Below are 23,075 nucleotides of genomic sequence, written 5' to 3' on the forward strand. Positions count from 1 at the left end.
GACAACCCGAGTTCAAGCTCAGTACTCCCTGCTGGACCGCTGACTTGCGTTACGGCATTGCACCTCTGGGGCTTTGAAAACACGGCGCCCACCCGAGCGGCATGTACGGTCCGCTTTTCGGTGTCCCTTTCCACGTGAGAGTGTCCTAAGCACGGCCCAAGGGACACGCTTCGCGAATTCGCAGGTCGTCGGTCTCAGAGTGCGGAACGTGATCTTCCGTCCGGGTTGTCATCGCTCGATGGTGTGACGTTGGGGCATCGTCGCCGGTCAGACGTTCGTGATTCGCTTGGCTTCTGGCATGAGCATGCGCAAGTCGTACTCGAGTGATGTCTCCGATGAGCAATGGGTCCTGGTCGAGCCCGTGATCACCGCGTGGAAGGCCGCGCATCCCTCGGTCAGCGGTCACCAGGGCAGATACGCGATGCGGGAGATCGTGAACGCGATCCTGTACCAGAACCGCAGCGGCTGCCAGTGGGACCTGCTGCCCCACGACCTGCCGCCCGCCGGGGCGGTGAAGTACTACTTCTACAAGTGGCGTGACGACGGCACCGACCAGACCATCCATGACCTGCTGCGGTGGCAACTGCGGGAGAAGAACCGGCGATTAGCCGACCCGAGTCTCATCGTCATGGATACCCAGAGCATCCACGCCGCCGTCGGCGTCCCGGCCGATACGACCGGCAAGGACGCTTCGAAAAGAGTGCCGGGCAGGAAGAGATGCCTGGCCGTGGACGTATCGGGCCTGGTCGTCGAGGCCGTTGTCCTGCCCGCCTCCGCACACGACAACGCCGCCGGCATCGCCCTGCTGGACGGCGTGGCCGCCCACATGGACACCGTGAAGAAGGCCGTGGTCGACCAGGGGTTCAAGAAGAGCGTCGTCGACCACGGCAAGAACTACGGGATCGATGTCGAGATCGTCGAGCGCAACCCGGCCGAGAAGGGCTTCGTCCCGCAGGCCAAGCGGTGGATCGTGGAGCAGACGAACGGGATCTTGCTGTTCTACCGGCGCCTGGTCCGCGACTACGAACACCGGCTCACCACCTCCCGCTCCCGCGTCTTGTGGGCGATGACGTCGGTCATGGCCCGCCGCCTCACCGGCGCCACCCTCGATTCCTGGAGGACCGTATGAGGGAGAACCCGCAGATCACAGCAGTTCTGGAGTACGTCGAGGCACGTGAGCGCGAACTGGAGGAACAGGCCGGGCACCTCCGCGGCCGCATCGAGGAACTCACCGCGCAGCTGGTCGAGTTCGACGCGGAGAGCGAGAACCTGCGCGTCACCCACAAGACCCTCCTGGCTCTGCCCGCCCCCGCGCCCGCCGGTGATCCGGACCGTCCCGACGTCCCCGATCACCCTGCCTACCAGCAGATCCTCGCCGCTTTCGCCGACACCGGGCAGCCGATGCGGGCCCGCGACCTGTGCCAGGCACTCGACCTGCCGATCGTCCCGAAGAACACCGAGGGCATCCGCTCCAAGCTCAAACGCCTGACAGCCAGGGGCATCCTCGCAGAACCCGAACCCGGCCTGTTCACCCCGCCCGGCACCTGATGCACACCGCGTCCCGGTGGCCAGCAGTCCTCACTCAAGCCCAACCACGAAACGGACAACTACTCACGTTCCGCACTCTCACTCGTTAGGGTGGCGTCTCCTGCCTGTAGCCCCGGCTCGGGGGTTGCGGCTTCACCAACGCGGGCCGCCCTCGCGCAGGCGACCCGGTGATTTGCGGGCGCACGTGGTGGTGGGCCTGAACGAAATAGCGGCGGCCACCGCCCCGGGGGAGGTGGGGACGGTGGCCGCCTGATGGTATGAGCGGACTCACACCGGGACCTGGAAGGTCACGCGTCGACGACGTTCACCCAGAAGTCATCGAGGAACATCAGGATCCGGTCGTTGGTGTAGAACTTGCGGAGCTTGGCGCCCGCCGAGGTGTTGTCGTTGGCGTCTACGGCCCGTACCGAGAAATCCCATTTGGGGTCGGACGCGCCCTCGTCGGTGGACGAGAACGGGTATTCGTCGCACTGGAGCCCATCAGGATACGGCGGCAGGCCCGTCGTGGCGTCGTAGTGTGGCGCCCACGGGTTGAGGCCCTTGTTCTGCCCGCACGCCGACTTCTTCCACCTCTCGTTCTCGTCGGCGATCGTTCCGCCCTCATCGCGGCTGGGCACCCGGTGCAGGGGGGCGCCGCGCAGCCCCTCACTGACATGCCACTTGCCGGGGATCCTCTTGGAGTGGCCGTCCTTGGGCTTCTTGGGCCAGGTGGAGTTCGGGTTGTTCTGCGCGTCCCGGATGTGCTGGCCGACCTGCGGGTTCTCGGTCATCTTGTAGGTCAGCACCGGGTAGGCGTTGGTGTAGATGCAGGCGTGCGGGTAGCGCTTGGGGCCGTGGTTGAAGTAGTCGGCCGAGTCGCAGCGGATACCGATCGGGGCGCTCACAGCGCGCTCGGTGCTCTGCTCGTATCCCGCGCTCGCGCCGTTGAAGTAGAAGCGCCACTGGTGGAAGGCGACCTGGTCCTCGCCCTTGCCACCGCTGGAGGAGACGTCCCAGTAGACCCAGTCAGGGAAGTTGCTCCACTGGGCCCATTCCATCTTCGCCGGAGACCGCCCGACGCCGCACGTGGCAGTGGTGGGCTGATCGGCGCCCGGCACGCATTCGGGGGTGATTTCCAGGTCCAGGTTCGGGGCGACTAACCGCTTCTCCAAGGGGTTCCACCCGGCGTAGCTGACCTGGCCGGTTTTGGCGCGGAAGAAGACGCGGGTGGCGCGGGTGTCGTTGAAGCCGATGGCGGCGGCCTGGAACTTGATCGTGTTGGTGCCCTTCAGGACGGGCTTGCCATCCACCTTCTTGTAGTACTTGGCCTTGAATTCGTATTCCCAGCACCACCTGAACCGGTTGTAGACGCGGCCGTCGGGGCCTTGGGCATCCGAGGAACCGAGACAGTCGTTCAGCCACTCGGTGTTGGCGGGATTGTCGGGGGATATCGGCATCTCCGCCGCCCCCTTGCCGTTGCTGCTGCGCTGAGCACCGTCGCCGGGCTTGGCCGTGTACTCGATACCCGGGGCCGACGCGGGGGGCTTGGGGCTTGCGGCGGCGGCCGGTGAGGAGCCCAGGGCGAGAAGGGCTGCGGTGAGGGCGAGTGCCGCTATAGCCGCCAGCAGTCGACTGGCGCGTTTCAAAGGTGGTCCCCCCTTTTTTCCGGTGGTATGTAAATCCACTCGGGATCGAACCGGCGTAGTGCCCGTCTGTGTCAGCCAGAAATGGGTATTCCATGATCGTTCTTTGACCCGTTCGGGCCTCACACCGCCGCCCGTCTCCGCGACGGCATTCCCGCGGTCGGCAGGATGCGCGGGCACAGCGGCCGTCGCTGGGCCGCCGAATGCGACAGCGGCTGCCGGCGTCGCCCTTGACAGGGCACGGCGCCGCCTGTTCGGTCTTCGGTCCCGTCCTCCGTGGGGGCGATGTAGACCTGGTAAGGACATGTTCGTTTTCTCCTTGTTTTCCGATTGTTTGTGTTCCGTGCCCGTGCTGGATGCGGTCGGGGATCATGCGGACACTGCCGTATCGGCTGTCGGGATCGAAGCTCCTCCTTCCGGCTCACCGCCAGCCACCGTCTGGCTTGTTTCGCTGGATTCTCTTCTGTCATGCCGACGATCGTCTGCCCCCCATGGTTCATAGGGCCGTTCCCGCTGGCGCGCAAACATTCAAGGCGCCACGGCCGCCGAAGGCCCTCGGTTTCAGAATGCGCAAGATGGCCGAATACTGTGATGGCTTGGTGGCGGTCGGCCGCGCCGACAGACGATGAAATCCGTTCTGGCAGTCGGTGGCCGTCGAGGTGACGGCAGCGGAATCACGACTGAAACAGCCCATCTGTGCGGCGGCGATGGCGGATCGTAGCTCTGCGGATGAAATCCTGATGAACCCGGGGCAGGTCAAGACTGCCCAACAGCCCATGAAGGGCGCGAGTTCCGCCTCGGACCGGCCGATTCCGTCATCGTCACTGCATCGCTGCCGACGCTAAATTCGCCTCAATCGACCACCGCTCCCCACCACATAACTGGCAGGGTTCCGTCCCGGGGCGTCATGGCGCCCGGCCAAAGAAAGGGCATGATGAGCCACTTAAGATCTTCCGGCCGCTGGGCCAGAGGGCTGATCGCCCTCACCACAACCGCTGCATCGACGCTCGCCGCCACAGTTGCCGTGGCCGGCCCCGCCGCCGCCCAGGGCGCTACCCCCGCCGCCGACGCCAGCGCCGTTCAGGCCGGGCAGTCCTGCACGGCGGCCGACCTGGGCAAGCGCCACCCGTTCATCAAGTCAACTGAAGTCGGCCCGACGATCACCCACTTCAAGGGCTGGTACGTCACCGCGGGCTCGACCGGCTACCAGAACGTCACCACCAACACCCAGACCACCATCTCGGTCTCCGTCGGCCTCAACGGCAACGTCCAGGGCAGCTTCGCCGTCGACACCCTCGGCACCGTCGGCGCGACGCTGGGCCTGAACGTACAGGTGAACTACTCCTCCACCAGCAGCGAGTCGACCTCGGTCAGCTGGAACTTCAACGACCCCGGCTACTACGGCGTCTACAAGGGCACCAAGAAGGTCACCGGCACCTACGGAAGCCTCAACTGCAACCGCGTCCAACAGGGCGACGGCAGCTGGGCGCTGAAGTGGATCGAGGGACCCGACAGCGGTAGCTACACCACCTACACCACCCTCGAAGAGGGCGCGGTACGCTGCGAGGACAAGGTGCCCGCCAACAGCATCATGCGCAAGGCGCAAGGTCTCCTGGACTGCCAGACCCCGCCCCGGGCCGGACACGCACCAGGGCCGGTGGCCTCCGCCAAGGCCACCGCGGCCAGGAACGCGGCAGCGAAGGACACGGCGAAGGGCACAGCGGGCAAGGCAGCCACCGCGCGGACCAGTGCGCCCGCCACGCGGGCCGCCCTGAACTGCCAGCCTGACGTCTACAGGATCCACGTCCCCGGCAAGGTCCTGAACTGGAGTGCACCGCTCCTGCCCAACGATGGCATCCGGCTGCGCGAATCCAACTGGACCAGCGCCCACCTGGACAACTGGCGGCTGTGCAACGTGACGGAGAACAACGGAGTCATCGAGGCGTCCCTGTGGAACTGGGGCAATGGCGGGTGCGCGACCATCCCGGCGGACATCGCCAACCGGGAGCAGGCCTACCTGACGACGGCCAGCTGCGGTGAAGACGACCTCCAGCGGTTCTACATCTATCGCGACGTACCTGGCGGCTCGAAGATCGGCCTGCAGAACAAGTACACCGGCTCGATGCTGGGCCACGACCGGTACGCGGACGGGGAGCTGATCCGCCAGTACTCCAGCGGCAGGCAGGACGGTACGGGTACGTACTACCTGGTGAAGGTCTGAACCTTCCCCGCCTGACGCGGTCCCCTCTGGCCCAGATCGCCCAACTTCCATCTCGCGTGAACCGAGGTCGGGCGACCTGGGCCTACTCCACGGAATGCCGTCCGACACCGAACACGCAGTCAAATCGATCAGGAGCGGCCTCTCACCAACAGCCGCCGCCAATGCACTTGGCACCAGCCCTGAGCACCTCAGGCTCGCCCTCGAGGCCCGGCGCCAGGCAGTCGGGGCGCCATTGCGACAGCACCGACCCGATCGCTGCGAAGGAGTTGAGGAACCCGTGCCCAGGCACATCGATGTCAACTCGTCGGCCGAGGGCCGAGCCAAGTCACCGCACGAGACCACGGCCAAACGGACCCCTGGTCAAGTGCTGCGTGAGGCCAGAGCCCGCGACAGCGAAGTCAAACGGGCCCGGGTACTCAAGACGCTCAACGAGATGGCCGCGACGGGAGAGAAGATCACCTTCCTCAGACTCGCTCACACAGCACGGGTCTCGAACTGGCTGGTATACGCCGAGGGACTGCGCGAGCGCATCGAGGAAGCGATCAAGAAGCAGAGCGGGGCTGCACAACGGGAGACGGAGATGGGCTCGAACGCCTCGGCCGAGTCACTGGCGGCCGACCTGGAACTGGCCACGCCAGAGCTCAGAATCTTGCGCGCGGAGCGGGACCAGCTCAGGGCGGGCATGGCGCGGCTGCGGGAGACCGAGGCCGAACGGGATCAGTTGCATGAGGCACTGAGGGAGACCGAGGAGAGACTGAAGTCCACGCTCCAAGAGAGCCCCTCGTCTTCAAGTCACCGCGCAGGAAAATGACACGAGATCCGGAATGATCAAGATGACATGGAGTGCGGATTCAGACGAGAGCGCAGCTCATGGAGTCGCCGTGTGACATCGGAACGCGGACCCTACAGCAGCCGGGACACAGGCTTGCCTGTCACCGACACGAGCAACCGAGACGGCCCGCCGGGTGAACTGGCGGGCCGTCAAATCACTCGCTCATCCCAGAACCTGCCTGCAGAACACACTTTGACGCGGCTCGACGTACGCGTTCGCCCGTTCGCCTGCCCAGGAATCGGCGAACTCGTTCACTTCGGCCTTCGACCTGCTGAAGCTACGCGGGAACGATCTTCGGCGGCGCCCGTATCGCGAGCGTCGTGCACGGCTCGTGGCTCTGCTGGAGCTGCTCGGGCCGCCGTTGCAGGCCGTATCGGCCACCCTCGACCGGGACGAGGCCCGGCACTGGTACGACACCCTCGGGCCCGTGGGCGTAGAAGGGCTGATCGCCAAACGGACCGACTCCCCGTACGTGGCCGGGCGCAGCGCGGCGTGGCGGAAGGTGCGGCATCACGAGACGCGGGAGGCGGTCGTGGTCGGGGTAGTCGGGCCGCGAGGGAAGCCGCGGGCCCTGGCGGTGATGCTGCCTGGCCATGACCAGCCGATTATCACCACGCCGCTCGCCCCGCCCGTGCAGGGCTGGGTGGCGGACGAGCTGATGCTGTTGCCGGAGGGCGATCAGCCGCAGGCTGGCGTGGGGGAGGGGCTGTACTACGAGCCGGTGCCGCCGAGTCTGGTGGTGGAGGTCGTGCACGGGACGACCGAGCGGCACGGCACCACGAGCGTCGTCCGCGTACGGGCCGGCGAGTAGACGGTGCCGGGCGGGCCCAGGGTGTGCGGGCCCCTGCGCCGGGCCCGCACACGCATCCCCGGACATGCGGGGCAACCAACCGAACACCTGCGAGCAGGCAGGGGCTACCGGTTCATTCCCGGTCAGGCGGGATGATTCATACGATACGTCGCGGCACTGGGTTGTGCCACGGAACACGCCGCCCTCTCAGGGGCGCGGTTCACGAGCCGCGGGGACTCCTGGCGGGCCGGGCTGGTGCCCTAGGACGGTGGCCGCCGAACGGAACAGGGCGGCGAGGACGGCCGGGTAGCGGTCGGGGTCGGGGTGCTGGGCCTCGGCGTGGTGCAGGGCCATGGCCAGGTCCTCGTCGCCGTTGGCGACGGCGACGATCACCCGGGCACCGAACACGTCGACCGGATCGAGAGCCTCGATGTCTCCGGGCCGGCCGTCGTCCCCGGGCGGGGCCGCGACCGTCCACGAGCCGCCGGAGGGCTCGTGGACGCGCAGGCATCGCACGATCAGCCGGGCGCAGCCCACGGCGACTTCCGTGCCTTCGGCCGGGTCCCGGCGGGCGAACACGCCGTCCAGGTACGCGTGGGCGGCGGTGTTGTCGCCGTGCGCGGTGGCCGCGAGGGCGGCGAGCAGGGCGTCGGTGTGGGGCGTGCTGTCCATCGGTGGCTCCGTCCTGTCCCGGGGATTTCAGGATGGAGGAGGGCACTGACAACTCGTCGCGCCCTGGCCGTTTCACACAGGGCGGCCAGGGGTGTAGGGACAGCGGCACCTCCTGCTCGGCAGGCATGGTGATCCCCGGCTACGGACGGGCTGGCGGCTCATTCCCCGCTGCGGATGTCGTGCGCCGGAACGGGTCCTGTGGTCCCGAGCAGTGCGGACAGGGGGAAGTGGCTTTATTCACGAGTCGTGGTTCTGGCTCAACTTCTGTGGTCTGCGCACGCTGAGTGATGGCTGACAGCCCGGGTGCCTCCTCGGAAGTTGCCCGAAAGTGATCGTCAACCCGGTGGGGGTGGCCAAAGTTCGGGGCCGTGCGAGAGGTCGTGCTCCGGCTGGAGGAGTTGCTGTTCCCGTCCATCCCGGACGTCGTGGTGCTGTCGGTCGTCGTGGACAAAGAGGTCGCTCGGGTCGATGCGAAGTCGGTGGCGAACGGTGCCGAGTGCCCTGGCTGCCGGGATTGGTCGAGCCAGGTTCATGGCTCCTACCTGCGGTTTCCCGCAGATGTGCCGAGCGGGGGCCGACGGGTGGTGCTGTCCCTGCGCGTCCGCCGGTTCAGCTGCCGTAACGCGTCGTGCGGACGGCGAACCTTCGTCGAGCAGATACCGGGGCTCACCCGGCGGCACGGTCAGCGGACCGAGCGGCTGCGGTCCACGCTGGCGGCGGTCGGCCTCGCGCTCGCCGGCCGCGCTGGTTCCCGCCTGGCCCACGTCTTCGGGATTCCGGTCAGCCGGAGCACGGTCCTGCGGCTGGTCGATGCCCTTCCCGAGCCCGACCAACCGGCTCCGCGGGTGGTCGGCGTCGACGAGTACGCCACCCGCAAGGGCCGCCACTACGGCACCGTCCTGGTGGACGTCGAAACCCGTCGTCCGATCGACCTGCTCCCGGACCGGGAGGCGTCGAGCCTGGCCGACTGGCTCGCCCGGCGGCCCGGCGTCGAAGTCGTCTGCCGGGACCGCGCGCCGTTCTTCGCCGAAGGCGCCGCGGCGGGGGCCCCGCAGGCGGTCCAGGTCGCGGACAGGTGGCACCTCTGGCACAACCTGAGCGAGGCCGCCGAACGGACTGTCGCCCAGCACCGCCGCTGCCTGCACGTCCTGGCTCCCGGGGCGTCCCAGCCCGAACCGGAGGCCGTCCCGGCCGCGGACCCGTCCGCGTCGCCCTGGCCGCGAGGGCACCGGTTCGCCGACCGGACCCGGGCCCGGCACGCTGCCGTCCACGCCCTGCTGAAGGCAGGACACAGCCAACGCTCGGTCCAGCGGCAGCTCGGAATGACCTGGCGAACCGTCAAGCAGTTCGCCGACGCCGCGATGCCGGAAGAGCTGTTCACCGGCCAGTGGCAGAACCGGCCCTCCGTCCTCGACGACTACAAGCCCTACCTCGACGACCGCTGGAACGACGGCTGCACCAACGCCTGGAAACTGTGGGAGGAGATCGTGCCGCTCGGCTACAAGGGCAGCTACCAGCGCGTTCGCGCCTACCTGCACGACAAACGCACCTCGCCGCGGCCGGTGACGGCCCGGCCACCGTCGCCCCGGGCCGTCACCGGATGGATCCTCCGCCGCCCGGAAACCCTCACCGAGCCCGAGCAACTCCAGCTCAAGACCGTCCGGACACACTGCCCGGAACTCGACGCCCTGACCCGCCACGTCCGGTCCTTCGCGACCATGCTCACCGAGCGCCAGGGCGAGCACCTGCCGGACTGGCTCGACACCGTCCGGCAGGACGACCTGCCCAGCCTCCACACCCTCGCCGCAGGCATCGACCGCGACCGCGACGCCGTCATCGCCGGCCTGACCCTGCCCTGGAACTCCGGCGTCGTCGAAGGACACGTCAACCGGATCAAGATGCTCAAGCGCCAGATGTTCGGCCGCGCTGGCTTCCATCTCCTCCGCAAACGAGTTCTATTGGCGTGACGGAGAGTGGCTGCTTCACAGAAGTTGAGCCAGAACCATTTCTCGTGAACATCCGCAGCAACCAAGATCACTAACTGCTGCCGAAACCGACGTTCAAACGCTGCTGTTTCAAGTGAACGAAGCCAGGGAAGGGAAGCGGGTACTGCCCCCGCGCGGCCTTGATGCGCTCGGCGGCGCAGCGCGGCGGCGAGCGGGGCCAGGTCGCGGGCTACAGCGGCCGCACAACCGGGGCAGGGCTTGCCCGTGACCACATTGTCGAGGTCGCTCAGAGCCGTGTTCCGGCCGCAGGCGAGCTCTACGTACTGCCGTCGTAGCGTGCGCGCCGGGATACGCCCGGAGTGGTCACGGCGTCCGCCGGACACTCTCACGACAAGCGGCCACCCGGCTCTGACCGCGTCGCTCGGCTGCCCGGGAGGCTGCCCTGGAGACAGATGCATCCCGGACCTCCTTTCCGCACCACCTACCCACTCGGACCGGACGACGAATTGTCCGTGGAACGGGAACGAGGTGTCCATGGGAGGCGCCCCGCCGGGCTACTTGCGGCGTAGCGTGTGCAATTCGCAGACGTCGGGGTCTGTGGTGAAGCGGTAGAAGCGAGGCTTGTCCCTGCTGCCAGTGACGCCGAAGGCGAAGCCCTCGCTCCAGTGGTCGAAGTTGTGGTCCCAGACCCGCTTGCCGTCCGTGAAAGACAGCACGATGTCGTCATCCGCTGTCTCGATGACCTTGTTCTCGGGGGTCAGCTCCCAGGTGCCCGACCCGCCCCCGGTGCGCTTCGGCTTGTCCGGGTAGTTGAACTCGGGCCAGTCGCTCGCCGTGAACTTGCCGTCCTCGCGGAGCGCGATGGTCCCGAACGGGTCGGCCTTGTAGGTACCGATCATGTCCTGCCGAGTGAGCCCCGCCGGCCGCTTGCCCTCGTCGCCACACGCGAAGTACCGCGCGCACCCGCTGGTCGTGACCGATGTGGCCACCACCAGCGCGCATATCATCCCAACCGCAGGCCAACGCATCCCGGCCCCCTCGAATCGCATCAAAAAGCCGTGCGAATCTAGCTTCCCAGGTCCGCGTTTGCGCACGTCACCCGGGGTGCTGCGAGGGATCGCCGTGAGGTGCTGGCTGCGCGTCAGGTGATGCCGGGGGCCGCGCTGGCGAGGACGAAGAGCGGGGCGACCATCAGGGCGATCTGGAGGAAGGCGAGTGCACAGCGTGGTTTGGCGAAGCGGTTGGGCAGCAGCGCGGCGATGATGCCGGTTGCGGCCGAGGCGCTCAGGACGGGCCAGCACCAGCTGATCGCTTCCGCCAGGGTGTCGGCGCATCCGTGGCTGTAGCAGGCTTCCGCACCCTCCTGCATGCCCGCCATCAGGAGCACCAGGAACCCCAGGACGGGCACGAAGCAGGCGAGGCCAGCGATGGCCAGGTACCGGCCCAGTGGCACGTACGCCGGTGTCTGATCGGCCCCCGGCTCAAGGAAGGCAGTGTTCATCAGGGCGGGGGACTCGGGTGGGGTCATGCCGCCACCTCACCACCGCGGGGAGCCAGGAGGATCCGCGAGAGTACTCAGATACGACGCGTGGCGGTACTCAGGTTCCGGACGGTACTCGTGGGGTGCGATGCCCTGGTGGCGAGCGCCGATAGCGCGTGTGCCAGCAGGCCGACGGGTCCAGGCCGCGCTCCGGCCAGGCGTCAGCACATGACCCCCTGACGAGGGACCGCCGCCGGCGAGCCACCGCATCGGCGCACTGCCCCAGTGGCGGGGAGGCGTTCAGAGGTCGTTTTCGCCCGATGTTTCATCCCGAGATGGGCTGTTAAGTAGCCTTCTTCGGGTCGCGCCAGGAGATGGTGTTTTCGCTGGTGAGGCGGCGGGCCATGAGGTCGGTCATGGCGATGTGGATCACGGCTTCGGAGCGGGTGGGCAGGGTTTCGTAGTCGCGGGCCAGGCGCCGGTGGAGCATCAGCCAGCCGTAGGTCCGCTCGACTGCCCACCGCTTCGGGATCGGAGTGAATCCCCTGGTCCCGGGCTTGCGGGAGGTGATCTCCATGTCGATGCCCAGGGATGCGGCGTGTTCGACGAGGTGCTGGCGGTAGCCGCCGTCGACCCAGACCTTGCGGATGCCCGGGTGGTCGGCGGCGACCTGGTCCAAGAGCCGGGTGCCGGCGATGGAGTCCTGCACGCTCGCCGCGGTGACCAGCACGGCGAGGAGGAGTCCGAGCGTGTCGGTGACGATGCTCCGTTTCCTGCCGACGATCTTCTTTCCGGCATCGATGCCCTGACCGGCAGCCGGGACGCTGGCGGAGGTCTTGACGCTCTGAGCATCGATCACACAGGCCGACGGCTCGCCGTTCCGCCCCTCCTTCTCCCGCAGCAGCTGCCGGAGCAGGCCGTTGAGCTGGGCGAACACACCCTCGTCCGCCCACTTGGCGAAGTAGCCGTAGACCGTGTTCCAGTGCGGGAAGTCGTGCGGGAGGTAACGCCACTGCACCCCGGTCCGGTCAACGTACAAGATCGCGTCCATGATGTCGCGCAGGTCGTGCTCCGGCGGTCGACCGAAGTCCAGGGCCCTGCCACGGCGCTCGAAACGCCAGGCCGCGAGCACCGGCTCGATCAACTCCCAGCGGTCATCGGACAGATCACTCGGATACGGACGTCGCTTCGCCATGCATCCGGCGTACCGCCGCAGGCCAAATATGCCCAGGCGTGCAGCGATGACGACGGAAGCACACAGCTTTGAAAACCGGGCATCCTGGAATGAGACAGGAACGAGCCGCTCCTCGCCTCATCTGTCACCCCTCCGGACCCATCGATCGCATCCACACCTACCCCCTCCTCCGCACCACGATTCCACCATCCATGAATCAGTTGATAACGACCCGAGACAGGCGAAAATGACCTCTCAGCTTGTTCTTTAAGGTTTGACCTGTCCTGGCCCCGGGTGTTGTCGGGTCGCCGGTGGTTGTTACGGTCGCTGACCGTGACAGACGCTCTTCCGGATTTCCCGTATCACCCTGACCCGCTGGCTACCGCTTCCGTGGTGGTCTCCAAGACAGCTTGCGCATGCTGCGGGCAGGAACGCGGCTACGCCTACACAGGTCCGGTCTATGCGGTCGAGAAGCCGGACGGCCGACTCTGTCCATGGTGCATCGCAGACGGGACTGCCGCTGCGAGGTATGAGGCTCACTTCAGCGGCGACGTCGAGGGAGACGACGTGCCGCGAGAGGTCCTGCTGGCCATCGCGGAGCGCACACCGGGCTTCACGGGGTGGCAGGACGAGCGGTGGCTGCTGCACTGCGGTGACGGGGCTGCTTTCCTGGGGCGAGTGGGCGCCGTGGAGCTCGCGGACCACCCGGATGCGCTGGAGTCCTTGCGGCAGGGCGTCAGCCACTGGGGCTGGTCGGCGGACCAGATCGACCACTTCCTCGGCTCGCTGGACAAGGATGGTCAGCCGACTGCTTACCTCTTCCGGTGCCGGACCTGTGCGGCCCACCTGGCCTACGCGGACTTCACATAGCCCGAGGGCAGGCGTGGCCTTCGAACGCTATAGCCGAACTTGATTGCTCTTTGCACGGTTCGGCGGAGGTGAAGGCGGCCCTTGACTGATCATGTGCTCCGTCATAGAGGTGCAAGATCAACCGAAGGCCGCAATCATGAGTGTGGTGGACCAGCGTGTCCGGCGGGAGGCGCTCGCGGAAGCATCACGCTTTCGTGGCGAGTTCTACGAGTGCCTGACCACCCGTGGTGATGAGCTGTTCGAGCTGTCGGACGCGGTGCTGTGCACGGCTGGAGCCGTGCGGTCCGTAGTGGACCTGACGCTGCTGCCCGAGCACCGTCGTGGGCACGGATCGCTGTACGACGGGCTCAACCGCGGCCGTGTCGACGCCGGGCGCCTGCGGACGCTGCTGGCCCAGGTGCCCCTGCCGCGTTTTCCTGACGGCCGACTCGTGCTGGCCGTGGATGTCTCACCGTGGCTGCGGTCGGATGCGGCGTGCTCACCGGAGAGACTGTTCTGTCATGTCTACGGCCGGGCAAAAACAGCCTCGCAGTTCATCCCGGGCTGGCCATACTCCTTCGTCGCAGCCCTGGAGATGGGCGCAACGTCCTGGACCACGATCCTGGACGCAGTCCGTCTCGGGCCCGCCGACGACGTGACCGCTGTCACCGCTGCCCAGTTGCGGGACGTCGTGGAACGGCTCATCGACCTCGGCCAGTGGCGGGCCGGTGAACCGGACATCGTGATCGTGACTGACGCCGGCTACGACGTCACGCGCCTGGCCTGGGTCCTTCGCGACCTGCCGGTCGAGCTCGTTGGCCGGATCCGCTCCGATCGCGTCATGCGGCTGCCCAAGCCGCCCCGGGTCTACGACCCCAAGGGCGGCCGGCCGCCCAAGCACGGTCCAGAGTTCCGCTTCGCTAAGCCGGAGACCTGGCCCGAACCCTCGCTCACCACTGTCACCGCGACAGCCAACTACGGCAAGGCCGAAACCCAGGCGTGGGACCGGGTCCATCCACGCTTGACCCACCGGGCCGCCTGGCTGGAACACGAAGGCGAACTGCCCATCATCGAAGGCACCCTGGTGCGGCTGAAGGTCGAGCACCTGTCACGAAGCCGTGAAGCGCCAGCGGTGTGGTTATGGTCCTCGCGCACCGGTGCCACCAGCAATGACATCGACCGCTGCTGGCAGGTCTTCCTGCGACGTTTCGACTTGGAGCACACATTTCGTTTGTTCAAGCAGACGCTCGGATGGACCCGGCCCAGGCTTCGGGAACCGGAAGCGGCTGACCGCTGGACGTGGCTGATCATCGCCGCCCACACTCAGCTCCGGCTCGCCCGACCCCTCGCTCAGGACCTGAGACATCCCTGGGAGAAGCCCGCCAAGCCGGCCGAGCTGACACCCGCCCGCGTCCGCCGGGCGTTTCGAAACCTCCGCACGAACCTCCCTTGCCCCGCCAGAGCACCCAAACCTCATCACCCCGGCACCGGAAGACCTCTCGGCACAAAGAACAGGCGGCCGGCACTCCGCTATGACGTGGGCAAAACCGTCCGACGCGAGAAAACACTCATCGCCCTGCAACGGTTGAAACCTTAAAGAACAAGCTCAGTGAGTGTTTCTGATCCCACACCCCGATGGGCAGGCAGGCAAACTCTCTGGGGCATGCTGAGGACGATGTTGCTTTGACCAAAGGGGTATGGGTGGCCGAGGGCCAGATGGCGGAACTCATCCGCTTCGCTGATAACGAGAACAGTGTGACGGTTCGCGTGCTGAGCGGGACGACCGCCGGACCTGAGGGATGCCTGGAAGCCGAGATCGTGGCCGCCAGCGAGTTCGCGAACGGTCACCTTAAGGAGGTCTATCTACTCGAGGATGACCTGGAGCAGTGGGCAGAGGTACTCGATCGCCTTGCGTCGGGTCGAAGTGCTGTGTGGATGGATGACGGGCGCAATCCTGAAATCACTATCACGCCTCAAGGCCCCTACCTCTCCCAGGGACAGACGCTCAATGCCGTTGAGATCGCGGTGCGGGATGTCTCGGTGTCGCTGACTTCAGTGTGCATCCTGGTGCGTTTGGCTGATGGCTGGGTGGAGGACCAACGCCGCAGGCTTGCCCAAGTGCGAAGTAGCTGGCAGCTCAGCGAATGATGGTCGAACTGCTCTGACCTTGTTCTTTATCTACCAAGACCTGCCTGGTTTACCGATGGCCTTGAGGGTCTACGGGCGTTTGACGGTCTTGCCCACGTCCTGCCGACTTCCCAACCAGTCACGGCCAGGACGCATCAGCCCGAGTGCCGTCATTTCTCGGGTTCTGGCTCACTTTCCGAAAGTGAGCCAGAACCCGAATCCCAGGGACACCGGGTCCCGGGCCGCCCCCGGCTCACGTCACCAGGTCCCGACGGCGCGGGCGGGGCCTGGCCTTTCGGATGCGCTCCCACCGCTGGTCACGCAGCACCGTCCAGTGCGCGCGGAACGAACCTTCACATCTTCGGAGCGTTGCGGGCAGCGTCGACGGCCTGCTTACACGTATCGCACAAAGGACTCCCCCCGACGCCATATTTTCTGGTGGATGTCCGGCATTGGGTGCAGGGTCCGGCGCCCGGGCCGACGTACGGGGTGGATACCGGGGCGGGCGCCTGGGGCGGGGGTGTGGTCACGGTGTGGTTCCTCTCGAGTCCAGCATCAGCAGCATCGCTCTCGCGCCCCGCATTCCCGGGCGCGTCATCAGGAGCTGCTGGCGCAGCATGCTACCGAATGTGCGTTCGATTGCTCTGGGAGGGGAGCGGCTCGGGGGCGCCGGATACAGGGGGGGAGCGGCCGGAGGCAGTAGTGAGCAGTGGCAGGTACGGGCGGCGGCCGCATGATCCCGCCCTGGGCGACTACGCCGGGGAGGGCGTACCCGAGCAGACCCCGACGCCGAAAATCCGGGTCCGCCTTCCAAGCGACCAGGAGGTCGTGGGCGCAGGCCGTGGAAGCCCTCGGACGCCCGGGGCCGAGGCCTGAGAGACGTGCGGAGCGGCCCGGCTGCTCGGACAGCGGCCGCCCGAGCGGGGCTGACTCCGGTTTCGGGCCTCGAGGGCGAGCACGGCAGCCGGATACGCGGCTACGTCTCCTGTGGGCGGAACACGGAGGCAGTCCCGGCGGCGCCGGGTGCGGCGGTCCTCCGCGGTGTGCTCATGGTGATCTGGTTCGTCTCACCGAAATGTGAGTGGCCTGGTCAGGACAGGAGTGAAGGTGGAGGGATCGAAAGCCGTCTTTTGCCTGGGACGGGGGCAACAGGGTTCCGTGAGTCTGGCGACTCGCCTGCACCGCAGACCGACCCCAAGGTGTGCCATGCCGCCTGGCATGCTGCGGCTCGGGCCGCTCGCGGGCAGTTCGGGGACTTCACGGAGCAGCGGCGGGGCCGTGGCCGAGGTCGCCGGCGACGAGGAGGCAGGCACCGGTCAGCAGGGCGAAGCGTGCTGAGTTGGTGGACCTGAGGTACAGGCTTTCCATGGAGACTCCGGCGAGGAGCAGGACCAGCGACAGACGGGGTGCTAGGCCGGCGCCCCCGAGACACCGCCGCTCTCGACTCACATCGCCTCGTCACGGGCGAGGTGCGCGTTCAGACGGTGGTGGTGGGGCCGGCGGCGATGGCCGTGAGCAGGCCATGCAGGGCAGCCAGAGCAGCCAGGGACTGTGTGGTGGTGGCTGTTGCAGGGGAGGACACGCGATCGCGTTGGGTGATGGTGGCTTTGTGAACGGGATGGCGGCCGGGGAGATGGCTCCAGACCCTGTTGCTGTACCTGTGTCAGTGCCTGGTGGGAAGCTGGCCGTGCGGCAGCGGTACCTGCCGCGCCATGGCATCGGAGGGGAACCGTTATGGCAGCACAGGAAGGCAGACGGGGCAACGCGGGTCGGCCGAGTGACGAAGACGCAGGGGGACGCGTGAGCGGCACCGGCACGGGAGGCGGAGATGCGGGTCTGTCCTTGCGCCAGGGGGTGCCATTGGAGGAACCACAGCCCGATGGCGAGGAGTTTGCCTGGTACATCGATGATGAGTTGGCGGACGGCACGGTTGGCCTTTGGCAGCTGCTGATGGGTGACCAGCCGGAGTTCGTGGAGGAACTCGTCGCGGCCGGTGCTGACCCCTGGCAGCCGGTGCTCGGCGATTGGTCCCCTGGACGGCTCAGCCTGACCGGCCCCACACCAGGGATGTTTGTCATGCCGGAAGGGGAGCAGGGCCTGAACTCTGGCGAGCGCGCCGCCGTGCTCGAGGCCCAACGGCTGCGTGCTGTCCTGGCAGACTCCCACCACGAGGGCCTGGGCTTAGCGTGCGTGGCCGGTATCGACGCGGCGGAGGCAGTTCGCCGACTGGGAGCGACGCCCGTGAGGGACAGCAGCAGACTGCGTGCCCTGCGAACGCCCGGATGGGGCGAAGACCTGGGCACTGTCGGCGTGACCACGGTGCCGGGCGGGTGCATCATCACCCAGCCCTGGGGCTACACACCGCAGGCGCCCGGCGTGCAGAAACGGCTGTCTGCCGGAACGGCCTGCTACGGCCTGTACGCCAACGCCAAGAGCGGCAACCAAGGCAGCTTCGTCCGCGACGGCGTCATTGAGGGATGGGATCTCCACCCCGGCGGTGGCCCGGATCCCTTCGACACAGTGACATCCGAAGAGGTCCTGCTCGCTTACCTCTACCGCGATCACGCTGTAGCCCACGCCTGCGCGTGGGTGGGACTGCGCCCCACCGACGCACACGGCATCACGGGACCACCGGACGCCTGGGTGGAACTGCCAGAGCGCGACTACTGGAAGAGCTGACGGGCCTCAACGCCGGCGATCGCCTGTCCCGCAGGGCGCGGGCAGAGGACGGTGGCACCCTTGGTCCACGTGCCGGTGATGGCCGGGCTGCCGGAGGCGGAGGACGACGGGGTACTGCTCGTGTTCTGGAGTGGGAGCACCGATCGGCCCTCCGCGTCAGAGATGTCCACGGGGGTCATACGCGGCCAGCCGTCGGTCTGAGCGAGGTCCTCCCACTGCGGGTCCAGCCGTCCCGGCACGGCCCGGCCTGCGGCTGCCCAGGAGGCGGCCAAGGACTCGAAGATGGGCTCCAGGCCCTTCGCAGAGCCGGCGCCGCGCGTTGCAGAAGCCGTCACACGGACTACAACGCCAGCGGCAGCCCCGACGTTACCCGGGACCAGCATGGTGAACCCGCCGCGGAAGTCCGTCCCAGGAGCGGCCCGGTAGCCGCTCGCAGCGAGCACACCAACATCGACGGAGGTCACGTCCTGCACAATGATCACACCATCAGGGTAGAAGCCGACCGGACCGCCCCCTGAAGGCCGACCGCCTCGTTGACCAGCATGTGACGACACAGCTGCTGCGTGAAGCAGCGCAGCCCCTTGCCGAGCTCAACGCCGCGACCTGGGAGGCCACAGATGACGAGAGGGCACTCGCGGAGAGCCTGGCCTTCGCGGGCCTGTCCGCCTCCAGTCTCCGAGCCGGCCTGCGCCAGGCCCCGCCCGGCCGCCTCGCCGCTGCGCTGGGACCGGTGACCATCGCGATGGAGAGCACGATTCCGGCCGTGAACGAGGAGCAGCTGCTGGTCCTGCGACAGCTCTTGGACGCGGTCACGCTCCCGCCGTACAGCTCCTCCCCGTCATGACACGAGAACCTGTGCCAGCTGACAGTCAGCGGGGCCGGGTATGGACCGTTCCTTGATCCACACCGCGTACCGGGCAAGGCGCACTTCCCCGCTGCATGGCACCGGGCCGTGGTCAAGCGCGCGACCTCCCGCATGAGGGGGTGCGTATCGACTTTCCCCAGTAGACCCAGGAAGGACCATGGTCACCCATTTCGGACCGCCTATCGACCTATCCGATCTGCCGAACTTCAAGCAGGCGGACACGCGTCCCCGCCGCCCGGTATTCGTCGGCCGCGTCTCCACCAAAGACAACCAAAACCCGGCCTCCTCCATACCACGGCAGGTGGTCCTCGCCTCCGAACGTCTCGAAGCAGGCGAAGAGTTCGTCGCGTACTTCTGGGACGTCGAGTCCGGGATGCTCCCCCCGGAGCTCCGAGGCCTCGGGCCACGCGAGATGTACGACGCGCTCGCTGTGCCGACCCCCCGCGACGGCGGGCTCCAGGACCTGGTGGACCGGGCCGAGCAACTGGGCGTCACCCACGTCCTGGCCGAACGCTCCGACCGCGTTGCACGCGCCATGCTGACCAGCCTCACCGTCGAGCACGAGCTGGAGCGTGCCGGAATCGAGGTGGTGTATGCCAACGAGCCGACCGGCGGCACCGAGTCCGGGCGGCTGCGCACCCGCCGGTACAGCCAGGTCGACGCGGAGATCTACCGGGCGACGCTGATGGAGATGTCCATGGGCGGGCAGATCCAGCACGCCATCAATGGCTGGAACCACGGCTACCCGCCCTACCCCTACACCACGTTGATCGACGAGGACGCCCCGGTGCGGGAGAAGGGGAGGTTCGGCGTGTTACGGCCGAAGAAGAAGCTGGCCCCGCACCCCGACGCGCGCCGGTTCGAGGCGGCCCGGGAGCTGTGCCGACTTCGGTGGGAGGAGCACCTGAAGTCTGCGGACATCATCGCGATCCTGTCTTCGGAGCCCGACAGGTACCCGATCGAAGGCCGGTGGACGCACAGTCGGGTCGAAGGGCTTATCGCGAACCCCAAGTTAACCGGCTATCAGGTCTACAACCGGCGGGCGAACCGCACCGGTCGGCCTGGGCACTCTCCCCTGAACCCGGTATCGAAGTGGGTGTGGTCGCCGGCGATCGTGCACGAGCCGGTGGTCAGCATGCAGGAGTGGAAGCAGGCCCAGGAGGTCACCGCAGGGCTGCGTACGGGACCGGAAGCAGGCGGCCCGCTGCTGCGCATCCGCGCTGCGGCGCGTCAGCTGGGACTCACGGTCACTGCCGTCAGCAGCAGCGGGACACACACGCTCTACCGGATCGGTGGCCGGAAGGTGGCCTTGCCCACCCCCATCCCGGACACGGTCGTGCAGCAGATCATCGACGACCTGGGGACGGCGCTGTGAGCGAGACCATCGAATGCCGGGCCAGCAGGTGCGGTCGGGCCTGGGTGGTGCACGTCCCCGAGCACGGGGTGTACGGGCACGGGCGGACACTGAAGGCGGTGCGCGTGAACACCCAGGAAGGACTCGCGCTCGTCGGCGTGACCGCAGAAGTCACGATCGTCCCAGTGACACCGGAGCTGGAGAACCTGCGGGCTGCCGAGGACGCCCACACGACGGCCTTGCGCGAAGCGGTAGCTGCGCTGGCTCTGCGCAGGGCCACACTGAGCGACATCGCCCTGGCGACCGGAACGCAGAAAAAACGAGTCAAGCTGCTCCTTGCCGAGCGCTCGACGCCTCCTGCGGACCTCAGCCCCGTCAACGACTCCGATCATTGAGGTTCTCACACCGGAAGACAGCCAGGCTCGGGACGGGTTGCCTCGGACCCGGGGGGGGGCGATGACGGCGGGCTTGGACAGGGGCCGGTGCCCCTGGGCTGTCATCGCCCCCCGGGTACGTCAGCAGATTGATGACGTACGTTTTCGCTCGCGTCGTACCACTGGCCAGTCACCGGGGTCTGTGAGGGAAAGCGCTCGCGCGAGCGCCGCTCGTACGGACCAGAGCCGGTTCGTGTACAGGTGCTGGAGACGGTATTGGTGCCCTCGTGGCGGCCGTCGTCGCGACGGCCGTCAAGGCGCTCTCTGTCCTGCTCCACCTCGATTGACCGACGCCCCGTGACAGAGGACAGCGCCGTCACGCGGGAGGGAATCAGCGGTCCAAAGGGCAGTTGTGGTGTTACAGTCAGGGCACCTGCCTCGTGGCAGGCCTAGTCTCTGCGGATGCGGAGATGGCCCTCTTATGCCAATATCGGCATCTTGGTGTCGAACGTGCTCCCCGCGCACGCGGGGTTGATCAGGCCGATGACATCACGTCTGTTTGCCCGCACATGTGCGTCGTGATTGGCGGGCACCGTCCGCGGGGCACAAGGGTGGAGCTGCCAGAGCCGGGTAGCGGTCTGGCGCTCGGCTGCCACCGTCATTGCCAGGCCGACGCGTCGGTCGGCCCCTGCTGGGCAGTCACTTCGCGCAGCGACGTGGTGGTGAGCGCAATGACCCGCGGGTTGTCGCGCAACTCATAGACGATGTTGAGCATCCGCTTCCGGCCCAGGGTCCCGTGTGGGACCTGCTCCAGCACCCGTGGACGGCCGCTCGAGCCGTCTTCGTGGCGACGATCTGGCGCCCCACCACGCCCGCGAGCTCGGCCTGACTCAGTCCGGCGGCAATACGAGCCGCTCGTACGCGAAGGCGGATGCGCCCCTGTCCGTGATCGTGCATGGTGGACCCCAACTCTTCTCCGGTGATGGCCTCTTGGCACCGTACGGTGACCGATGGCCATGCGCTGGCGTGCGCAGCGGTACCGGGCGCCGCAGCCGAGCCGTCACTGACGCGCGAGGCCCCCGGGTGGCGGCGTCCGATGCGCCGGGGCGCGTGCGCGAGGCTTGCCTTGCCTCCGCGCAAGGGGCCGTGGCCCGTACGATGGCACGGGCCACGGCGGAGTGGGAAGCGTGCTCGGCGGCCCACCACGCGGTGCGACAGGCCGCGTGGTCTCGAGGGCAGCTAGTGCTCGATTCCTCTTTGGGTGGGTATATGTCCTGGTGGCAGGCTGGTCGTCGGGGTGGGGTGCCGGGATGGTCTTACGGGCACGGACGGAATGTGGGCGGGATGAGTGGGACAAGGTCCTGCGGCTGGCCAGGGCGAGGAAGGCCCCGCATGATCTGGCGGTGCGGGCCCGGATGGTGGAGATGAGCTGGGCCGGTGAGACGGTCCCGCTGATCGCGGAGGAGCTGTGCTGCGACGAGAAGACGGTGCGGCGGTGGCTGCACCGTTTCAACCGCTCCGGCCTGGAAGGCCTTGAGGACCTCGGTGGTCAGGGGCGTAAGCCGAGGATCACGCAGGCCGAGCGCTCGCACGTCATCGCCCTGGTCAAGCGGCCTCCGCCCGGCCGGCCCCGCCGTCAGGCGGACGGGACCCTGGAGGCCGACGACAAGAATGGGCCAGGAGTCTGGACCCTGGACGCTCTGGCCGAGGCGGCCCGCAAGGACGGGATTGAGGTGGGCCGGTCCCAGGTCCGAAGGATCCTGCTGGCCGAGGGCGTCCGGTGGCGCAACACCCGGTCCTGGACCCGGTCGAAGGATGCGGGGTTCGAGGGAAAAGGACACGGATCACCGGCCTCTACACCGACCCGCCGGACGGCGCGACAGTCGTGTGCGCCGACGAGCTCGGGCCGGTGATCCCCCGCACCTTCCCGCCGGCACCGGGCTGGTCACCCGACGGCCACCGCATCAAATCCGAAGTGGACTACAGCCGCGGCCCGGAGAAAACCTGGGTCTACGGAGCCTTACGCGTGCGCGACGGACATGAGGTCACGATGACCGCCTCCTCCCGCAACAGCACCTTCTACCAGAAGTTTCTTCAGCTGGTCGAGGAGGCCAACCCCAGCGGGGACATCTACGTGATCACCGACAACCTGTCCTCCCACAACAGCTTCTCCACCCGGTCCTGGCTCGAGGAGCATCCCCGCATCCACCACGCTTTCATCCCGGTCGGGGCCTGCTGGCTCAACCTCCAGGAAGGCTGGTGGCGCCTCTTCCGCAAAACCGCACTCGCGGGCCAGTCCTTCGCCGATCCCGACGAGATCGCTCACGCCACCCGCCTTGCCACCGGACAACTCAACCAACGAGCCAGGCCCTGGATATGGGGCAGACCCGCCCCACCAACCCGCCACCTACGACGCCGATACACGTACACCCTTTGAGGAATCGAGCACTACTGAGGTTTTCGTTAGTTCTGTGGGTGCAGGGGCTTCAGTAGTGTGAGGATGCCGGTGTGCCTTCTGAGCCTGCGTCTGTCGTTTCCGAAG

20 protein-coding genes and 1 pseudogene are annotated in these 23,075 nt (G+C 67.4%); 15 read left to right on the plus strand and 6 right to left on the minus strand.

What is annotated here, in order from left to right:
* Positions 1-298: 298 nt before the first annotated feature.
* Together AB0E98_RS26770 and AB0E98_RS26775 are read left to right on the plus strand one after the other, a co-directional pair.
* Positions 299-1,129: an IS5 family transposase gene (locus AB0E98_RS26770; RefSeq protein ID WP_361707252.1), complete on the plus strand. Its 831-nt coding sequence runs from the start codon at positions 299-301 to the stop codon at positions 1,127-1,129.
* Positions 1,126-1,548: a hypothetical protein gene (locus tag AB0E98_RS26775; RefSeq protein WP_361707254.1), complete on the plus strand. Its 423-nt coding sequence runs from the start codon at positions 1,126-1,128 to the stop codon at positions 1,546-1,548. The genes AB0E98_RS26770 and AB0E98_RS26775 overlap by 4 nt, the downstream gene beginning before the upstream one ends.
* Before the next feature lie 287 nt (positions 1,549-1,835).
* Here AB0E98_RS26775 and AB0E98_RS26780 read toward each other — a convergent pair whose 3' ends face one another.
* Positions 1,836-3,173, minus strand: a complete 1,338-nt coding sequence (locus tag AB0E98_RS26780; RefSeq protein WP_361707257.1) for a NucA/NucB deoxyribonuclease domain-containing protein — start codon at positions 3,171-3,173, stop codon at positions 1,836-1,838.
* A gap of 931 nt (positions 3,174-4,104) precedes the next feature.
* Here AB0E98_RS26780 and AB0E98_RS26785 point away from each other — a divergent pair.
* From AB0E98_RS26785 to AB0E98_RS26795, 3 genes and pseudogenes are all read left to right on the plus strand, one after another.
* On the plus strand, positions 4,105-5,391 hold the full coding sequence (locus AB0E98_RS26785) for a hypothetical protein (protein WP_361707258.1): 1,287 nt from the start codon (positions 4,105-4,107) through the stop codon (positions 5,389-5,391).
* A 277-nt stretch (positions 5,392-5,668) separates the two neighbouring features.
* Positions 5,669-6,202 (plus strand): DUF6262 family protein, encoded by a 534-nt coding sequence (locus AB0E98_RS26790; protein ID WP_361707260.1) that lies wholly within the window; start codon positions 5,669-5,671, stop codon positions 6,200-6,202.
* A gap of 268 nt (positions 6,203-6,470) precedes the next feature.
* A pseudogene (locus AB0E98_RS26795) lies at positions 6,471-7,034 on the plus strand (ATP-dependent DNA ligase); the annotation flags it as partial.
* Positions 7,035-7,220: 186 nt separating this feature from the next.
* On the opposite strand, the gene AB0E98_RS26800 reads toward AB0E98_RS26795, so the two are convergent.
* A complete protein-coding gene (locus AB0E98_RS26800) occupies positions 7,221-7,685 on the minus strand; it encodes a hypothetical protein (RefSeq protein WP_361707262.1) in 465 nt (154 codons plus the stop codon).
* Positions 7,686-8,053: 368 nt separating this feature from the next.
* On the opposite strand from AB0E98_RS26800, the gene AB0E98_RS26805 reads away from it, so the two are divergent.
* Positions 8,054-9,652: an ISL3 family transposase gene (locus tag AB0E98_RS26805; RefSeq protein WP_361707264.1), complete on the plus strand. Its 1,599-nt coding sequence runs from the start codon at positions 8,054-8,056 to the stop codon at positions 9,650-9,652.
* 533 nt (positions 9,653-10,185) lie between these two features.
* Here AB0E98_RS26805 and AB0E98_RS26810 read toward each other — a convergent pair.
* The 3 genes from AB0E98_RS26810 to AB0E98_RS26820 form a co-directional block, all read right to left on the minus strand.
* Positions 10,186-10,530, minus strand: a complete 345-nt coding sequence (locus tag AB0E98_RS26810) for a hypothetical protein (protein WP_361707267.1) — start codon at positions 10,528-10,530, stop codon at positions 10,186-10,188.
* A 242-nt stretch (positions 10,531-10,772) separates the two neighbouring features.
* Positions 10,773-11,159, minus strand: a complete 387-nt coding sequence (locus tag AB0E98_RS26815; protein WP_361707269.1) for a hypothetical protein — start codon at positions 11,157-11,159, stop codon at positions 10,773-10,775.
* A gap of 295 nt (positions 11,160-11,454) precedes the next feature.
* Entirely contained in the window at positions 11,455-12,306 is an 852-nt protein-coding gene (locus tag AB0E98_RS26820; protein WP_361707271.1) for an IS5 family transposase, read from the minus strand.
* Between the two features lie 312 nt (positions 12,307-12,618).
* Between AB0E98_RS26820 and AB0E98_RS26825 the strand changes: the two genes are divergently transcribed.
* From AB0E98_RS26825 to AB0E98_RS26840, 4 genes are all read left to right on the plus strand, one after another.
* Complete coding sequence (locus AB0E98_RS26825; protein ID WP_361707274.1) at positions 12,619-13,155, plus strand: CbrC family protein; 537 nt, start codon at positions 12,619-12,621, stop codon at positions 13,153-13,155.
* Positions 13,156-13,291: 136 nt separating this feature from the next.
* The gene (locus AB0E98_RS26830) at positions 13,292-14,731 is read left to right on the plus strand and encodes an NF041680 family putative transposase (RefSeq protein ID WP_361707277.1); all 1,440 of its coding nucleotides are present in this window, start codon (positions 13,292-13,294) and stop codon (positions 14,729-14,731) included.
* 104 nt (positions 14,732-14,835) lie between these two features.
* A complete protein-coding gene (locus AB0E98_RS26835; RefSeq protein WP_361707280.1) occupies positions 14,836-15,282 on the plus strand; it encodes a DUF5959 family protein in 447 nt (148 codons plus the stop codon).
* A 1,779-nt stretch (positions 15,283-17,061) separates the two neighbouring features.
* The gene (locus tag AB0E98_RS26840) at positions 17,062-17,940 is read left to right on the plus strand and encodes an ankyrin repeat domain-containing protein (protein ID WP_361707283.1); all 879 of its coding nucleotides are present in this window, start codon (positions 17,062-17,064) and stop codon (positions 17,938-17,940) included.
* Here AB0E98_RS26840 and AB0E98_RS26845 read toward each other — a convergent pair.
* Positions 17,925-18,275, minus strand: a complete 351-nt coding sequence (locus AB0E98_RS26845; RefSeq protein ID WP_361707286.1) for a hypothetical protein — start codon at positions 18,273-18,275, stop codon at positions 17,925-17,927. The genes AB0E98_RS26840 and AB0E98_RS26845 overlap by 16 nt on opposite strands.
* A 209-nt stretch (positions 18,276-18,484) precedes the next feature.
* Between AB0E98_RS26845 and AB0E98_RS26850 the strand changes: the two genes are divergently transcribed.
* The 5 genes from AB0E98_RS26850 (at position 18,485) to AB0E98_RS26870 (ending at position 22,970) form a co-directional block, all read left to right on the plus strand.
* Complete coding sequence (locus tag AB0E98_RS26850; protein WP_361707289.1) at positions 18,485-18,784, plus strand: hypothetical protein; 300 nt, start codon at positions 18,485-18,487, stop codon at positions 18,782-18,784.
* Positions 18,785-18,962: 178 nt separating this feature from the next.
* Entirely contained in the window at positions 18,963-20,180 is a 1,218-nt protein-coding gene (locus AB0E98_RS26855) for a recombinase family protein (protein WP_361707292.1), read from the plus strand.
* On the plus strand, positions 20,177-20,554 hold the full coding sequence (locus tag AB0E98_RS26860; protein WP_361707294.1) for a hypothetical protein: 378 nt from the start codon (positions 20,177-20,179) through the stop codon (positions 20,552-20,554). Before AB0E98_RS26855 ends, AB0E98_RS26860 begins: the two co-directional genes overlap by 4 nt.
* Before the next feature lie 1,289 nt (positions 20,555-21,843).
* Complete coding sequence (locus tag AB0E98_RS26865) at positions 21,844-22,446, plus strand: helix-turn-helix domain-containing protein (protein WP_361707296.1); 603 nt, start codon at positions 21,844-21,846, stop codon at positions 22,444-22,446.
* A complete protein-coding gene (locus AB0E98_RS26870; protein ID WP_361707297.1) occupies positions 22,419-22,970 on the plus strand; it encodes a transposase in 552 nt (183 codons plus the stop codon). The genes AB0E98_RS26865 and AB0E98_RS26870 overlap by 28 nt, the downstream gene beginning before the upstream one ends.
* Positions 22,971-23,075 lie beyond the last annotated feature (105 nt).

This window comes from Streptomyces sp. NPDC037389 (assembly GCF_040636475.1).
Taxonomy (GTDB): domain Bacteria; phylum Actinomycetota; class Actinomycetes; order Streptomycetales; family Streptomycetaceae; genus Streptomyces; species Streptomyces hesseae.

What these genes read in the sequence shown, in the direction of transcription:
- AB0E98_RS26865 (WP_361707296.1), top strand. Translation starts at nt 21,844, where the DNA reads ATGGTCTTACGGGCACGGACGGAATGTGGGCGGGATGAGTGGGACAAG.
- AB0E98_RS26810 (WP_361707267.1), bottom strand. Translation starts at nt 10,530, where the DNA reads ATGATCGGTACCTACAAGGCCGACCCGTTCGGGACCATCGCGCTCCGC.
- AB0E98_RS26775 (WP_361707254.1), top strand. Translation starts at nt 1,126, where the DNA reads ATGAGGGAGAACCCGCAGATCACAGCAGTTCTGGAGTACGTCGAGGCA.
- AB0E98_RS26785 (WP_361707258.1), top strand. Translation starts at nt 4,105, where the DNA reads ATGAGCCACTTAAGATCTTCCGGCCGCTGGGCCAGAGGGCTGATCGCC.
- AB0E98_RS26770 (WP_361707252.1), top strand. Translation starts at nt 299, where the DNA reads ATGAGCATGCGCAAGTCGTACTCGAGTGATGTCTCCGATGAGCAATGG.
- AB0E98_RS26800 (WP_361707262.1), bottom strand. Translation starts at nt 7,685, where the DNA reads ATGGACAGCACGCCCCACACCGACGCCCTGCTCGCCGCCCTCGCGGCC.
- AB0E98_RS26830 (WP_361707277.1), top strand. Translation starts at nt 13,292, where the DNA reads ATGAGTGTGGTGGACCAGCGTGTCCGGCGGGAGGCGCTCGCGGAAGCA.
- AB0E98_RS26815 (WP_361707269.1), bottom strand. Translation starts at nt 11,159, where the DNA reads ATGACCCCACCCGAGTCCCCCGCCCTGATGAACACTGCCTTCCTTGAG.
- AB0E98_RS26820 (WP_361707271.1), bottom strand. Translation starts at nt 12,306, where the DNA reads ATGGCGAAGCGACGTCCGTATCCGAGTGATCTGTCCGATGACCGCTGG.
- AB0E98_RS26855 (WP_361707292.1), top strand. Translation starts at nt 18,963, where the DNA reads ATGGTCACCCATTTCGGACCGCCTATCGACCTATCCGATCTGCCGAAC.